At 43.9% G+C, this 14,223-nt stretch carries 21 protein-coding genes; 10 read left to right on the top strand and 11 right to left on the bottom strand.

The features are described 5' to 3' along the window. Positions 1-248: 248 nt before the first annotated feature. From QUB61_RS14290 to QUB61_RS14275, 4 genes are read left to right on the top strand one after another with little or no spacing between them, the layout of a single operon-like run. On the top strand, positions 249-443 hold the full coding sequence (locus QUB61_RS14290) for a hypothetical protein (protein WP_333122941.1): 195 nt from the start codon (positions 249-251) through the stop codon (positions 441-443). Next, positions 433-831 (top strand): hypothetical protein, encoded by a 399-nt coding sequence (locus QUB61_RS14285; RefSeq protein ID WP_333122937.1) that lies wholly within the window; start codon positions 433-435, stop codon positions 829-831. Before QUB61_RS14290 ends, QUB61_RS14285 begins: the two co-directional genes overlap by 11 nt. After that, positions 821-1,168: a type II toxin-antitoxin system PemK/MazF family toxin gene (locus QUB61_RS14280; RefSeq protein ID WP_333122934.1), complete on the top strand. Its 348-nt coding sequence runs from the start codon at positions 821-823 to the stop codon at positions 1,166-1,168. Before QUB61_RS14285 ends, QUB61_RS14280 begins: the two co-directional genes overlap by 11 nt. A 21-nt stretch (positions 1,169-1,189) precedes the next feature. Further along, positions 1,190-1,366: a hypothetical protein gene (locus QUB61_RS14275; protein ID WP_333122931.1), complete on the top strand. Its 177-nt coding sequence runs from the start codon at positions 1,190-1,192 to the stop codon at positions 1,364-1,366. Between the two features lie 61 nt (positions 1,367-1,427). Here the strand turns inward: QUB61_RS14275 and QUB61_RS14270 are convergent, their stop codons facing one another. Then, positions 1,428-1,679: a hypothetical protein gene (locus QUB61_RS14270; RefSeq protein ID WP_333122928.1), complete on the bottom strand. Its 252-nt coding sequence runs from the start codon at positions 1,677-1,679 to the stop codon at positions 1,428-1,430. 75 nt (positions 1,680-1,754) lie between these two features. Between QUB61_RS14270 and QUB61_RS14265 the strand changes: the two genes are divergently transcribed. Both QUB61_RS14265 and QUB61_RS14260 read left to right on the top strand, forming a co-directional pair. Continuing rightward, complete coding sequence (locus QUB61_RS14265) at positions 1,755-2,048, top strand: type II toxin-antitoxin system RelE/ParE family toxin (protein WP_333122924.1); 294 nt, start codon at positions 1,755-1,757, stop codon at positions 2,046-2,048. Beyond that, a complete protein-coding gene (locus QUB61_RS14260; RefSeq protein WP_333122919.1) occupies positions 2,045-2,359 on the top strand; it encodes a hypothetical protein in 315 nt (104 codons plus the stop codon). The genes QUB61_RS14265 and QUB61_RS14260 overlap by 4 nt, the downstream gene beginning before the upstream one ends. A 151-nt stretch (positions 2,360-2,510) precedes the next feature. Here QUB61_RS14260 and QUB61_RS14255 read toward each other — a convergent pair whose 3' ends face one another. Both QUB61_RS14255 and QUB61_RS14250 read right to left on the bottom strand, forming a co-directional pair. After that, complete coding sequence (locus tag QUB61_RS14255) at positions 2,511-3,269, bottom strand: calcium-binding protein (RefSeq protein ID WP_333122916.1); 759 nt, start codon at positions 3,267-3,269, stop codon at positions 2,511-2,513. A 113-nt stretch (positions 3,270-3,382) separates the two neighbouring features. Then, positions 3,383-4,720 carry a hypothetical protein gene (locus tag QUB61_RS14250; RefSeq protein WP_333190002.1) on the bottom strand — a complete coding sequence of 446 codons (1,338 nt, stop codon included), beginning with the start codon at positions 4,718-4,720 and terminating at the stop codon, positions 3,383-3,385. Positions 4,721-5,363: 643 nt separating this feature from the next. Between QUB61_RS14250 and QUB61_RS14245 the strand changes: the two genes are divergently transcribed. Together QUB61_RS14245 and QUB61_RS14240 are read left to right on the top strand one after the other, a co-directional pair. Beyond that, the gene (locus QUB61_RS14245; RefSeq protein WP_333122912.1) at positions 5,364-5,867 is read left to right on the top strand and encodes a DNA-binding response regulator; all 504 of its coding nucleotides are present in this window, start codon (positions 5,364-5,366) and stop codon (positions 5,865-5,867) included. A 163-nt stretch (positions 5,868-6,030) separates the two neighbouring features. Beyond that, the gene (locus tag QUB61_RS14240) at positions 6,031-6,891 is read left to right on the top strand and encodes an Rpn family recombination-promoting nuclease/putative transposase (RefSeq protein WP_333122910.1); all 861 of its coding nucleotides are present in this window, start codon (positions 6,031-6,033) and stop codon (positions 6,889-6,891) included. Between the two features lie 14 nt (positions 6,892-6,905). Here QUB61_RS14240 and QUB61_RS14235 read toward each other — a convergent pair whose 3' ends face one another. The 4 genes from QUB61_RS14235 to msrA all read right to left on the bottom strand — a co-directional run bounded on the left by QUB61_RS14235 (position 6,906) and on the right by msrA (position 9,236). Beyond that, on the bottom strand, positions 6,906-7,484 hold the full coding sequence (locus tag QUB61_RS14235) for a DUF948 domain-containing protein (RefSeq protein WP_333122907.1): 579 nt from the start codon (positions 7,482-7,484) through the stop codon (positions 6,906-6,908). Positions 7,485-7,521: 37 nt separating this feature from the next. Further along, positions 7,522-7,863: a YtxH domain-containing protein gene (locus QUB61_RS14230; protein ID WP_333122903.1), complete on the bottom strand. Its 342-nt coding sequence runs from the start codon at positions 7,861-7,863 to the stop codon at positions 7,522-7,524. Positions 7,864-7,984: 121 nt separating this feature from the next. After that, on the bottom strand, positions 7,985-8,290 hold the full coding sequence (locus QUB61_RS14225) for a hypothetical protein (RefSeq protein ID WP_333122901.1): 306 nt from the start codon (positions 8,288-8,290) through the stop codon (positions 7,985-7,987). 292 nt (positions 8,291-8,582) lie between these two features. Next, positions 8,583-9,236, bottom strand: a complete 654-nt coding sequence (gene msrA / locus QUB61_RS14220; RefSeq protein ID WP_333122899.1) for a peptide-methionine (S)-S-oxide reductase MsrA — start codon at positions 9,234-9,236, stop codon at positions 8,583-8,585. 318 nt (positions 9,237-9,554) lie between these two features. On the opposite strand from msrA, the gene QUB61_RS14215 reads away from it, so the two are divergent. Beyond that, the gene (locus QUB61_RS14215) at positions 9,555-9,692 is read left to right on the top strand and encodes a hypothetical protein (RefSeq protein WP_333122897.1); all 138 of its coding nucleotides are present in this window, start codon (positions 9,555-9,557) and stop codon (positions 9,690-9,692) included. Positions 9,693-9,857: 165 nt separating this feature from the next. Here QUB61_RS14215 and QUB61_RS14210 read toward each other — a convergent pair whose 3' ends face one another. The 3 genes from QUB61_RS14210 to QUB61_RS14200 form a co-directional block, all read right to left on the bottom strand. Next, positions 9,858-10,097 carry a hypothetical protein gene (locus tag QUB61_RS14210; protein ID WP_333122893.1) on the bottom strand — a complete coding sequence of 80 codons (240 nt, stop codon included), beginning with the start codon at positions 10,095-10,097 and terminating at the stop codon, positions 9,858-9,860. 117 nt (positions 10,098-10,214) lie between these two features. Continuing rightward, on the bottom strand, positions 10,215-10,478 hold the full coding sequence (locus QUB61_RS14205; protein WP_333122891.1) for a hypothetical protein: 264 nt from the start codon (positions 10,476-10,478) through the stop codon (positions 10,215-10,217). A gap of 215 nt (positions 10,479-10,693) precedes the next feature. Continuing rightward, a complete protein-coding gene (locus QUB61_RS14200) occupies positions 10,694-11,017 on the bottom strand; it encodes a hypothetical protein (RefSeq protein WP_333122888.1) in 324 nt (107 codons plus the stop codon). Between the two features lie 261 nt (positions 11,018-11,278). Here QUB61_RS14200 and QUB61_RS14195 point away from each other — a divergent pair, with 261 nt between their 5' ends. Continuing rightward, a complete protein-coding gene (locus QUB61_RS14195) occupies positions 11,279-12,295 on the top strand; it encodes a hypothetical protein (protein WP_333122885.1) in 1,017 nt (338 codons plus the stop codon). Positions 12,296-12,696: 401 nt separating this feature from the next. On the opposite strand, the gene serS is transcribed toward QUB61_RS14195, so the two are convergent. Then, positions 12,697-13,977, bottom strand: a complete 1,281-nt coding sequence (gene serS, locus QUB61_RS14190; RefSeq protein ID WP_333122882.1) for a serine--tRNA ligase — start codon at positions 13,975-13,977, stop codon at positions 12,697-12,699. Between the last annotated feature and the right edge of the window lie 246 nt (positions 13,978-14,223).

Raw genomic sequence — 14,223 nt, 5'->3', positions numbered from 1 at the left:
TGTATTTGTACTGAATATCAAAACCTGCTTTTTCGCCAATCTCTTCGAGATCCCAGTCTACAAGATCTAGGGCTATGGTGACAAAATACTACAGCAAGCTTAACACTAAAAAAGTGAAAGTTAGGTTATGTTAAAATGTTCTCAACAAGACGGCTTTTCCACCATACCGCACAGGAATCAGTGCTATATCTATTTCTAAACCTGAAAAGCCACAGTATTTAAAACCGATTAATCCGCCGGATCTTCAAATGCGATCGATCGTTTACAGTTTAGATACTTTAATTCCAGGGCTCTACATTTGGCTGGGTGCGCTAAAAATTCGGATTGGGGGTAGCTTGACAGAAGAAAGCTATCCGGGGAAAATTCATAGTCCAATTGGCATGGCTTTTGTACTCCCTGGCTACCGCATCTACAGCACTTACCAAGGTAGCTATGACCCTTGAATTGACTCTTTGCTATAATGGCATAATAATACTATTGATGGCGACCGCACAAACAATGAGCAAAGAAAACATGATGCTGACACTGGACAGCGAGAAAAAAGCAGCACTTTCTGCGCTCGCTACCTTGATGAATCGAGATTTAAGCGACGTAGTGAATGAAGCAATCTCGACGTATCTGGAAATGAATCAAAGGCTACTTGCAGAAATTACAACAAATCAGGAAGAATCAAAACTTGGCGACTTTATTGACGAGGGACAAAAAAAGGGAGCTATAGATTTACAATCTCGCGGTATAAATCGAGAACAAGCAGCAAATCTGCGTGCGAGGCTGCAAAGTTTTGCTGAAGATTGGAACTGTCCAGAAATGGATGTGTACGATGCGTTATAATCGTGGCGAAGTGGTGTTAGTTTTGTTTCCCAATTCCAGCCTGCGAACCGCTAAGCGGCGACCGACTTTGGTCATTCAGGCTAATAGTATAGCAACTAATTTGTCGCAGACTACTGTGGCAATGATTACGAGTAATATGGCTCGTGCTGGGCATCGCAGTCGAGTGTTGGTAGATATCACAACGTCTGAAGGACAGCAAACGGGATTAATAACAAATTCGGTGATTGTGACTGATAATATTGTCACTGTTCTCGATTCAGAAATTGATAGAGCGATCGGTATTTGGTCAGATATGGTATCTGTAGATGCTGCACTCAGACACACATTAGGACTGTAGCAATCGCTTAGGTATCAAAGGATGATAGAGAGGGAATGCGATCGCTCTTTTGGTTATTTGGGGGAAAAGGGCGATCGCAATGCAGGGAAAAAAGGGGCCGACAATTGCGCCATGCCCAAGACATTATTAGACTGCTTTGAGGTATTGCGTTACAGGCTTCAAATCGATGTCATCGTTGTCAGTCAGTATTTTAAATAAATGACGCGGGATGCCGGCTGCAATCAAAACTTCCAAATCGCGATCGAGCTTTGACAAGTCCTCATAAATGCCGACTTGCCTGAGTTACGCAAGCTAAAGATGAATCTTTCGGGTCATTCACTCCGGTGTATCTGTACTGAATATCAAAACCTGCTTTTTCGCCAATTTCTTCGATATCCCAGTCTACAAGATTAATATCTATCGCTTCAACGGCTAGGGCAATATGACCCGGCGGTATGGGGTCAAGAGGCTCGCAGCACCAACCCTCAGAATGGTTCCAGACACTTTGACCAACTGATTCTCGAATTTTCATGAGTTTCTGAGCAGAAAATTTTACAAATTTGGCTATGATAATTAAGAAAGGACTATAGTTAATTTATTAACTTAAATGTACCAGATTGAATACACTCCGCAAGCAATAGAAGACTTAAAATACTTTAAGAAGCACGAGCAACAACAAATCTTGAGCGAAATTCCAGTGCAATTGCGATATGAACCTAGTGTTGAGACTCGCAACCGCAAGCGCACTCGACCTAATAGTATTGCAGGTTGGGAATTGCCGATTGCGGAGTTTCGAGTCTTTTACAATGTTGAAGAACAGGTACAGATTGTAGAAATTAAGCGTATTGGCGAGAAAGAGGGCAATACTTTTTTATTTCGCGGACAGCAGGAGGATGTATGACAATTAAATGGAATTATCGAGTGTTTCTGGAAGATAACGGCGATTATATCATTCGGGAAGTGTTTTATGAAGCAGATGGAGCGATCGCGGGATGTACTGAAAATGCTGTGGAACCTTGGGGAAAAAGCTTAGAAGAATTAGCAAAAAACATTGAGTGGTTTAAAGAAGCATTGACGCTACCCGTTTTGACACTCGCTGACATTCCCGAACCGCTTCGGAAATCAGAGTCAAAGCAAGAGCGAAGCGACAACATTTCTCACGAACAACTGATGGCAGAATTAGGTTTAGCTGAGTCATCTCCGGTGAATTAAATGCAGAGAGCGATCGCCCTTTTGGTTATTTGGGGGAAAAGGGCGATCGCACTTTGACCAGTCCTCATAGATGCCGACACTGAAAGTAGCAGCGCACTTTAGGAAAAAGACCATCGCCCCCTAAGAAGAAAAGGGGCGATACCACTACATTTCAAAATCCAATAGGTGATGGTGGCACATCAGGTAACAGAGGAGCAGGAGGTTCTGGAGGTGTACCTGGTATATTTATACGCGGAGGCGGACTCTCAAGACGTTGCTGATTAGGCAACAAAAGCCTTCCAGTTGTGATACTGGAAGCCGGAACATTATTCAGTTGCGCTAATGGTTCACCTGTACTTCTAAGACTAAGTAAGGTAAAAGCACTGCTCGATTCAATTAAAATGTCACTGATATTTACACCTGCTGGTAATTGGATGAAATCGCTTCCATTTCCAAAGTCGGTGATGATATCTAAACCGCCACCTATTGCCAAGGCAAATATATCGCTTCCTTCTCCGCCAGTAAGTGTATCCCTGTCCCTATCACCTGATAGAAAATCATCTCCAGCATCACCAAAGAGTTGATCAGTACCTCTCCCACCAAATAAACTGTCGTTGCCGTCTCCGCCTCTGACGATATCTGCATCTAGATCACCTCGAACTAAATCGTTGTCAATGCCTCCATCAACAAAATCGCTATCTTTGCCACCAAGCAGGGTATCGTTACCAGCACCACCTGAAATGCTATCTTGACCTTCGTTTCCCAAAATTATTTCGCTGTCGGCAGATCCTATAACTGTATCATTTCCGGCGAGAACCCATGCACCAGCAGGTATATTTGTTAGTTGTCCTGGTGAGAGGGTGATGAATTCTGCGGTGTTATCGCCCAGTAAGCGAATAAGACCATTATCATTGGTAAATTTTAATGCCATTTTTATTCTATGCTAAATATGAAGTCACTAGAGATTGAGGGTTTTTCTATTGGATGCAGTTAATATTGAAAGCCTACTAATAATACTGCATTTATTTGCACAATCAATCGACACTAATTACTTAAATCTGCACCGCCTATAGTCATCGTAGGGAAAAGAGCATAAGTATGTGCATCTAATCTTTTCTTGTCGTACAGTTGATTTTCTGTGAATGATGCAAACTGAGTATAACTATAATTTGCAGATGTAGTAAAATAAATTTGCAACCAGTTGTAATTATTAGGACTGAAACTTTTAATGTCTGCCTTAACTTGACCTTTTATTTTAAAATATCCACTTTCAAAAAATTTGCCATTATCATTTTTGCTGTTCAAAAGATTGCTAACTTGTAGGAAATTCCAATTATCCTGATACAGTCCATAGTTTTTAATGACAAAAAAAGTTTTTTCTGGATTATTAGCTTTAAAATTTATTTCTCCTCCAAACTGGGTATTACCGATAGTATTACTAACATTGATTTTTCCACCCTCAATTACAATAGAGGTAGAGCCAATTTTGTCAACGACTTCTAATGTCCACTGATCGGGATTTATAAAATCTCCGTTTCTTACAGCTAGCCATGATGTTAATGGGGGGAAAGCATCTGTTGTCTTATTTCCTATATTTAAATTTTTAGTATAACCAAAGACTGTATAAGGATTAGGTGCTCCCAAATAACCTCCCTGGATATTATTATAATTAATAATTAATTCAAAATTAATGACTTCCCCCTCAACTGGATCTGAATCAGACATATAGAGTTCAGCATTTGTTTGCCACTTAGCTGCTTCTATACCAAAGATAGATAAAACTGATTTAGCTGCATCAGAAGATGTGCTATCGTAAGTTTTGCTATAATTTACAGAGAGTTCTAAATCAATCTTTTGACTATTTAGTGTGATAGTGAATATATCATCTTTACCCTTCAACCCCTGAAGCTCACCCTGACTCAACTGCTTACCCTGAACAACCCTCGAAAAAATCGCCCCCTCATCTCCCGGTGAATCCGTAACATTCAACCGCGCATCAACAGAGTGCCCGATTTCTTCCAGCAACACATCCGCAACCGCCGCCGGATTAGCCCCATTCCGAGCCAAAAATTCCTTGGATAAATAAATCGTATCCGTCGCCGCCGCAAAAGCCCCATTCGCCCCACCTATCTCAGCAGACGAGACAACCTTCACCGGCGGGATATCACTAAAATCTCCCTGAAACCATCCTTCAGCTAAGGCTTTGGCACCTGCAGCATCCCAGTTTTCCCCAAAAGCCAAATTCATCTTAGCCACGAAATCTGGCCCGGCCGCAAACTTACTCAAATCCCCATAAACCTCTGACATCGCCTGACCTGTTAGCAAATCGACAGAGCTATCGGGTAAACTGCTGTTGGAGTCCGTGCTCGCCGCACTAGCCATCCGGGTTAGCAAATCGTCAGGCAAGATGATATTGTCATAGGCTTCTGGCGTTAAAGTCGGGAGATTAACCTCCTGACCAACACCCCCCGTTAGCACACGGTTAGCATCTAGCTGCGGGATAATAGCCTTAGTCGGTTCTAGGCTGGCATTCCAAGGAGCGATCGCACTTTCGTTATTAAATTCAGGCGTGAAAAAATTAGACACGTTATTTCCTCGTGTTGATTAGAGACAAGTACATAGACTTGCCCTGTGTTTGCTTGGATTAAATAAACTGTTTGTTGTAAAAGCCGATCGGCCGATCGCCCTAATCCACCCTGAGCTCCGATGAACCGCAACAGTAGCGGTACTTCTAAAGCTCTATTTATCTATCAGGCTGAGTCCACAAGTTTTATGCAAAATATGGGGTTTTTATTACAAAACTTTACCTAACGTTGTCAGACGTTCGCAGATAGTAGCTTTGAGGTGAGTTGAAGCGATCGCGCCCATTACTGACTCCTAGTATTCCTACTCAGCGTCACACGCCCTAACAAACTCAACTATATCTGATGTATATAACAATACACTAAGCAAAGCTAGCAAACAACTAACAAACGCTAGCAATTTCAGTTATGCTATCGTTAGCCACATCTCACCACACCAGAAAATGGCCTCAAAGGAAGACTTATTTGCCGAAGCCGCCAAACACTGGGACTTAGAAAGGCTGTACCAAGCTTTTGCAGAAGCTAAACGGCAAATCTCTCCTCGATCGCGCAGGGGACTAACAGAAACAGAAAAACTCTACCTCCGAGGATTGCTTTCCGGTTGCAGTCCCGCCGAAATCGCCCGCCAACTGTTTCAGAGTTCCAAAAGTGCAGAGGTTTATTTATGTAAAACTTTATACCAATATGTTAAAAAAATCGCAGATGTACCTAACGAACCTGTAGGAAATTGGCGCAATATTTGCGATCGGCTAGAGGAAGCCGGATATAAAACTCAGTCCTCTCCTGAATTTAAAATAAATAATTCTGTACCTACAGAAGCATTAATAAAGATAGTTAATATAGGTTGGCTGGAGCAAAGTACAATATCAATGGATATTAACATCCAATTAACATTCCCCTCAACTTCAGAAACTGCAAAAACAGAAGACTTGGATAAAAAAGATTAGATGTGCGATCGCCCCTATAGTAACTAATCTAACTGAAGGGCGATCGCCCTCCCAACCACCAATTTTACTCAAAAGCTTTGCCCTCTGAGAAGACCCTCAATCAAACAGCATAAATGGTATAATCTTAATCGAGAGCGATTCCTTCACAGTCGAGGTTTCAAAAATGAGATTTATCAACCCCAAAACAGATTTTGCCTTTAAAAAAATATTCGGCGACGAACAAAACAAAGAAATCCTCATCAGTTTTCTCAACGCCATCCTCTACCAAGGCAATTCTGCGATCGAATCTTTAGAAATCCTCAATCCCTATCAACCCCCCAAAATTAGAGGAATTAAAGATACTTACTTAGATATCCGAGCCAAGCTGAATAACGAGCAAACAGTCATTATCGAAATGCAGGTATTAAATGTAGAAGGCTTTGAAAAGCGGATCTTGTACAATGCTGCTAAAGCTTATTCGATTCAACTAGACACGGGAGTAGATTACACGCTACTAAATCCGGTAATTGCCTTAACTATTACTGACTTTGAAATGTTTCCCAATCTCGACAAAGTAATTTCCCGCTTTGTCCTCAAAGAAAGAGATTATCTGGTTGACTATCTAATTTACGATATCGAGTTAGTGTTTGTTGAATTACCGAAATTTGGAAAAAAATTAGAAGAATTAGAAACTCTAACCGATAAGTGGATATATTTTCTGAAAAATGCCAAAAGTTTAGAAGTTGTACCGGAACCAATGGGAGAAGTCGAGGCAATTAAGAAAGCTTTTGAAGTTGCGAATCGCGCCGATTTAACCCGCGAAGAGTTGGAAGATTTAGAACATCAGGAAATTTACATACAAGACCAGCGGAATGCTATTACTAAAGCTGTTAAGCAGGCTGTTTCACAGGCTGTTTCACAGGCAATGAAGGAAAAAGCGCTTGAAATTGCCAAAGGACTTCTGGATGTGTTAGATGAAGCAACGATCGCTCAAACAACAGGATTGAGTATTGAGGAAATTCAAAAGTTGAAACAAGCCAGGTAAAAAGCGATCGACTATCAAGAATCCTTCGACGCTTCCTCAAAATCTTCAGCATCCCCCGGCAAACCAGAACCCTCGCTAGTCCTCAACCTGGGCGATTCCCCATTATTCGTATCGGCACCGTAACCCCCAGAATACCTGTCCTCCAAACCCGAATCCCTCAGCGAAAGCGCATTTCTTTGACTGGGCGACAATCTATCTGTCGATCGGCGATTTGTCCCAGAAATCGGCGGCTTCCGAGTTAAAGTTTTCCAAGCAGCCTTAACCCCGGTAACCACGCTGCGAGTTGTAGCCTGCACGTTTTGCGCCTGCTTTTTCGCGCTACCAATACTTCGATCGACCTGTTTCACAACCTCCCCCGCACTTTGCACCCCATCGCTAACATCATCCGTCAACTCGCTAATTTCCAGCCCCGTCAACCGAATCGCCTCCAAAGTCGGCGGAAACTCGCGAGAAAGCGTATCAGCGAGCTTTTCCACGCTGCGGGCCGCCCGGGCCAGCGCTTGCACCGCAGGTATTAAAGTCACTAAAACAGCAGTCAGGCTAACTGCTACTAGCAAAATCGAAAGTCCTAGCCAAAATATGGGATCGCTCACTTGAATCTAAGATTTGGGGTTGAGGATTTCATGTCATTTAGCGGATGGGAGGGCGGGAGGGGGGACTCACTTCAGCTTCAGTTTCCGCCAGTGTTTGGCGTTCCCGCTGAGTCGCTTCCAAACCGGCCGCGATCGCCTCTTTGAGTCTAATCAAAGTTTCGTCCCAATTTCGCATTGCACTTTCAGAAAGTCGATCGGCCTGCAACTGCACGCTAGTCGATAAATCCTCCGCCAACGCAGGCATTGCATCCGCCGATTTTTTCAATATCTGCCGCGTCTCCTTGCCCGTTCGCGGTGCCATCAGCAACCCAGTCACGGCCCCGATCGCAGAACCCACAAGCAAACCGCCAATAAATAATCCTGAACGTTTAGTTGACATTTTTATAACTTCTCTCCATAGACCAATTTTAGGCACGTTTGCCCGATTGCAGCCCTTTGCAAAGGTAGAAATCTTGTTGAAAATCCTACGGAGTTAGCAGGGGCAGCAGTTTTAGGATAGCTTACCTCAAAGGTCGATCGCGCCGGAGCCAAAGCGTCCGGCCCAAACCCAGCAATCCCAAAAGTTGCTGAACCTGTTGCACTTGCAATTCCAGTTGTTGATAGCGCCGTCGCAGTTGGCGGGTACCTTGCTGCCTTTTAGCAAGAAAATCCGGCGAGTTGCTGAGGACATTGCTGCTGCGGCGTTCCATTGCTGCGATCCGCATTTCAAAACCTGCGATCGCCCGCCGGATTTTCCCCACCTTCGCAGCTATATAAAAGCAGGCCACAGATATTAGTAGATTGATAATTACAACAGCCTTCAGCATTTATTACCTGTTTTTAAACTACTAACATATTCGGCTTTTTATTGCGGGCTATAAGCCCGATTTACCCGATATTTTGTAGGGACACAAGAATGTTTTGTCCCGATTTCTTGTGTAGGGACAAAACATTCTTGTGTCCTAAACTATAGCGGTTCTCAATAAAATGAGGTACATACCGCTCGCAACTGATGCCCACGGAGGCCACGGAGGCCACGGAGGCCACGGAGGCCACGAGAGTACCTCATGTTACGCTCGAAAGGCTATATGTGTCCCTATCCCTAAAGCGCGTCAAGTTTTAAGCCTGAGACATAGCAGGCAAACAAACCTTAGTACCGCCCAAACCGCAATAACCGTTCGGGTTTTTAGCAAGATACTGCTGGTGATAGCTTTCTGCGTAATAAAACTCAGGAGCCTCAATAATTTCAGTAGTAATCTTGCCGTAACCGGCCGCCGTCAGAGCCTGCTGGTAAGCATCGCGCGAAGCTTCAGCTAGCTGCATTTGGCTGGCTGAATACGTGTAAATTCCCGATCGGTACTGAGTACCCGAATCATTGCCCTGACGCATTCCTTGAGTAGGATTGTGACTTTCCCAAAAAACTTTTAGCAGCGTTTCGTAACTAATTACTTTCGGATCGAACACAACCAGAACTACTTCATTGTGTCCCGTCATCCCGCTGCAAACTTCGTTGTAAGTAGGATTCGGAGTAATCCCGGCCGCGTAGCCAACAGCAGTCGAAAAAACTCCATTTTGCTGCCAAAATTTGCGTTCTGCTCCCCAAAAACAGCCCAAGCCAAACAAGGCAGTCTCCATGCCGTTTGGAAAGGGAGGTTTGAGCGGATTGCCGTTAACAAAGTGAGTTGTCGGTACCGACATAGACTCTGCCCGTCCCGGCAATGCCTCTTGGGGAGAGGGCAGGCTCGACTTTTTGCCAAATCCAAATAGCACCATAAGTTTGTGAGGGGGATCTCTGAGAAACGTCTTTACCTTACTTAATAATATCAGATGTACACTGAAAATAGTGGCCCTCTGGAAGGTAGAAGGTAAAAGGTAGAAGGCAGAGTGTTTTTACGGAGGCTTTTTGGTGATACTGCTCACAGCAAACGCAGTTTTAAATCACATTAGGCAGTGCTATATGTCACCCAAACATAGCTAAAATATTACATATTGTTGAGGTATAAATCACGCGGATTTTAGGCAAAACAGCCGATAATTAAAGTTATGGTGTTGTAGCAGTTATTCAATACCAGTTATTGGGAGTGTGTAGAGATGGCAGCTAAACCTTGCAGTCAACCTTTAAAATCTAATCCGTTTATTACTTACCGCGATCCGATTACAGGCAAGTGGATTGTGGTAAATCCGAATTGGTCCAAAGCAGCAGAACAACCACAGCTAGCAGCAGCTTGAGTTGTACTATTAATTTTGCCTGAAAAATCCACTATAATTTTAGATTGCTCCGGAGCGGATTTTACAAACCATCAATGTCGGAAACGAATAATCTGACAAACCCGCCCCCACAAGGCGCCCAATCCCAATGTACATTTTTTCTATTCGAGCGCAGACAGGGTTGATTTAGATTATTCCTTCGGTGAGGGCGGGTTTATTTAGATTGTTGGCAGTCATTAAATAGCCGTAAGTTAACCTCATGTATGCCGTTGTAAAGCGGCAGCTTTTCCGCAGGAAACAAAAGATTTTCTGTCCAGGCTGCAACTTGTCAGAATTGCATAATTCCTTTAACATTAAATAAATCGATGCGCCGCCTGTATTTACCCGAATGTACAAGTTGGTAAACCATTTTTTTTCAGGAATCATGCAGCCTGCTTGTTCCAGAAGTTATACAATTTATTCCCGGAAAAAGTGAGACGAATAGCGGCACAGCAGCCAGTCGATTTCCTGCGGACAAACTCTCCCTGCTTTAATCAACCGCAGTCAACCTTCAACGCCTAATTTCATTACATTGTCCAGCAAGCGAATATTCCGCAGCAAGTCAAAAGCTCCCGCTGTGGCTGGATAGAGGTAGGAGGAATAATTCAACCAGCTTTTAGTTGATGTTTCGTGGGCTAATCCTGAATACATACAAATAGGATAAGCATTGGCGTGGTAAATTAGCTCAATTCCCTCTATCTTTAAGCTGATCCCTGTCGCGTTGGGAGGGTTTGGTCGCAACCATGCTCCGGCGCCGTCGGAGAGCATCCAGCGCCAAAATTATGTATCGAAAGGCAGGGCTATTCTCGCTTAAACTGAAGTTTATGCTTCAAATTAGGTGTTTTTGAACAGCCGCGAGGGAAATTCTGAAGCTACCGCAATAGCTGTTTGTTTTTGCAGAGTTCGAGTTGAGATGGGGCGTAATTTAAAGCACTAACTCCGCCACAGCCAACTCAAGGAGTTGACACTATTTCTAGGGGAGATTATTCGGAAAGTTCCCCCTGTACTGTGCTGACAAATCCCCATACTAATAAATCTGGTAAAGTAGTGGCGCAGGCCAGTAAGTCGATCGCCCCTAGTTCCAGATTTGACTGAGACATCGCGGCTCGGACGGCAAACGCTGCCATTGGGCTGTTAGAATATAGTGGTTGCTGTTTATCGATCGCGTAGTAGCCCTTTTGAATGCCGTTGCTGTTGAGAATTCCCTGACTGACTCTCAAAGGGCGCGAGGCCATTTTGCCGAGATACTCTTCCCTCTCATAATTATTAATCGCTTCTCCCGGCAAAAATTTTCCAATCCGATTCATATAAGCACTTTACATAGCGTAAACCTCTAAAGTTGCTAATTTAGTCGGGTTGGTTGTTTTGTTAAATCAAGCCAGAAAATATCTAAAATGGATTGTGCTTTGGGAAGCAGTGAACTTGCAAGGAGGAACCAGCTATCTTGTAGAGTCGGCCCAAATCACGAAAGTTGAGCAACAGCGGCAACAAGTAACCTAAAACGGGGTGAAGTTTTTTGTAATTGAGCCAATATGTAACTAGAGTTCCTTCGCTGCTTCTCGACTGAAATGGATATTGCAAAACTAGATGCTTGGTATTCTCCATCTCAACGCCGCACGGCTGTTTCGCTGTTGATGAAACGAGTAGGCGTAACCCGCACTAGGGCTGAATGCTTTATCAGGCTGTGGATTTACTTATTGGTGAAACAGCTTCAGGAAAGCCAGCCCCGTCTCCAACCACCCCTGGCGAAACTGGAATTGCCAGCAACAGAAGTGCAGTGCACTCACCGGGAAGCCGCCCAACTATTTTACTGCGATTCAGATCGCGGGAGCTATCGCGCCGCCGGAATGATGTTAGATAAATTAGCAGCACTAGGATTGATCGCAAAACACTTTGATGGTAACGCTACGGCAATTGAAATTAAACCTGTTTCTGAAATTTTAGATGCCGCGCAGCCGGAAAATCCGGTAAAACTCAAATTAGATGATTTCAACCCTCGGTGCGACGCGATTCCCGTTGCAAATTTATTAGCCACCAATTACAACTGGATGAACCGCAACACTAACGCCGTTCCCTACAAAATTGCTAAAATCCTCCGGCTTTTGGCTAGTCAATACTCAAAAGGAATGCGAGTTTTGCGCCGCTGCGATAATCTCAATCCAGTCGGGTTTTACTTACTTTATCCCACCGCTAGCGAATCAGAATTAAATTTTTTTAACGCTCCTAGCAAAAGCCTTCATTTAAGTTCACTTTCCGATATCGATCCTTTCAATATGGCGCTACCAGGAGATAAAAATTGCCAGTCAGTATTTATCCGCAGTTGGATGATAGATCCGCAGTATTTCTTAGAATACCGAATTGCTTTCCTCGAAGACACACAGAAAGTTTTAATTGAAATGCAAACAGATTTTCCCAATCTTTGCGACTTGCACACGCTGATAATGCACCCCCTGTACGAAAAACAGGCCCAGGCTTTGGGATTTCATAAGACTAGCAGCGATAGTCAGTTATCTCTTTATTGGGTCTATCTAGCATTGGATAGATATTTGGCGCTGGATATCAAGGAAACATTAGGTAAACTGTAAGTAATATCAATTCCGGTTGCACCGTCGGTGATTGTTGACTGTTGACTGTTGACTGTTGACTGTTGACTGATGACTGATGACTGATGACTGATGACTGATGACTGTTGACTGTTGAGTGTTGACTGCCACCAACTCTGGACACGGCACCGTGCATTTTCCCTACCCCAAAATAATCAATCTTCCTGGATAAAAGATGTAACTATCGCTCGATTAATTTTCGGGAAACGGCACCGCGCCGTGTCCTGACTGTTGGTAATATCAATTCCGATGCCACCGGATTTTATCTAATATCAAATCTCATTTCGTAGTAAGGACTTTAGTCCTAATTAAATGGTTCGTAGTAATAACTTTAGTCCTAATTTCTTCTGCGATTAGGACTGAAGTCTTCACTACGAAATTGTTTACAAAACCTCGCGACCTAAATAGGGTTGTAAGGCTTCCGGCACTTTTACAGTCCCGTCCGGCTGCTGGTAATTCTCCAAAATTGCCGCCATTGTCCGACCTATAGCTAAACCGGAACCGTTAAGGGCGTGAACGAATTGAGTGCCTTTTTTCCCCGTTTCTTTAAAGCGAATATTTGCCCGCCGCGCCTGAAAATCTGCGACGTTGGAACAACTGGAAATCTCGCGGTATTTGCCAGCAGATGGCAGCCACACCTCTAAATCGTAGGTTTTGGCTGCCGCGAAACCCAAGTCGCCTGTACATAGTGCGATCGCCCGATAAGGCAATTTCAGCGCCTGCAAAACTCCCTCAGCATCCTGCACTAACTTTTCGTGCTCTGCCTCGGAGGTACTCGGATGCACCAGTTTTACCAATTCAACTTTATTAAATTGGTGCAGGCGAATTAATCCCCTCGTATCTTTGCCGTAACTGCCAGCTTCGCGCCGAAAACAAGGAGTATAAGAACAGTGATAAATTGGCAACTGTTCTGCTGTCAAAATTTCACCTCTGTACAAATTGACAACCGGAACTTCGGAAGTAGGAATCAGCCACAAATCGTCTTGGTCGCACTTGAAACTTTCTTCAGCAAATTTTGGCAATTGACCAGTAGCAGTGAGGGATTCGGTATTAACTAAAAATGGGGGAATGACTTCTACATAACCGGCTTTTGTGTGGCGGTCGAGCATGAATTGAATTATCGCTCTTTCCAGGGCTGCACCAGATCCCATTAAGGTGACAAAGCGGGGTCCAGCGATTTTTACCGCCCGTTCAAAGTTGAGAATTCCTAACTTTTCGCCGATTTCCCAGTGTGGCAAAATCCCCGTATTTTGGGGTATGTATTCGTCTCCCCAGCGCCGGATTTCGACGTTTTCATCTTCATTTTTGCCGATCGGCGTTGACTGGCCCGGCAAGTTTGGCAGAGGCAGCAATAAAGCTTCTATTTGAGCTTTTAGGTCTTTTTCCTTTGCTTGCAGTTCGTTTGACTCCGTGCCGACTTCGTTGCCTTCTGCTTGCAAAGTTTGAATTTCGGGAGATTCGAGGGGTAAACCCGATTTTCTTTTTTGGCCGATGAGTTTGGCGATTTCGTTGCTGCGGGCTTGCAGTTGCGATCGCTTGCCTTCCAACTCCCGCTGCTGTCTGTCTAGTTGCAAAATCGGCTCGATTTCATAGTTACCTCCGCGCAGGTTGAGGCTTTCTTGCACGGCTTGCGGGTTTTCTCGGATTAATTTGAGGTCTAGCACAGATTTATTCTAAATCTTAAATTTTAGATCGGCTGGGACAAAACCAGATGATATAAAAGCTTTGTCAATCATTGGCGCATTCAATCATAACTTATTCTGATTTAAACTTGGCGTTGGGTGTTACCCATGAAGGGTAACACCCCCCAAAGGTATGCTATACTGGCAAATATTAGTAGATGCACCCTGATAATTTTTTACCCCAGCCAGCGATGGCAGGGGTTTTTTGTTGTGGCATGGAATTGATAT

Origin of the sequence: Microcoleus sp. C2D2, from assembly GCF_036702495.1 — a bacterium.
Classification (GTDB): Bacteria; Cyanobacteriota; Cyanobacteriia; order Cyanobacteriales; family Microcoleaceae; genus Microcoleus.
Note: the sequence above shows the minus strand (reverse complement) of the source record. Positions and strands in the feature narration are given on the sequence as shown.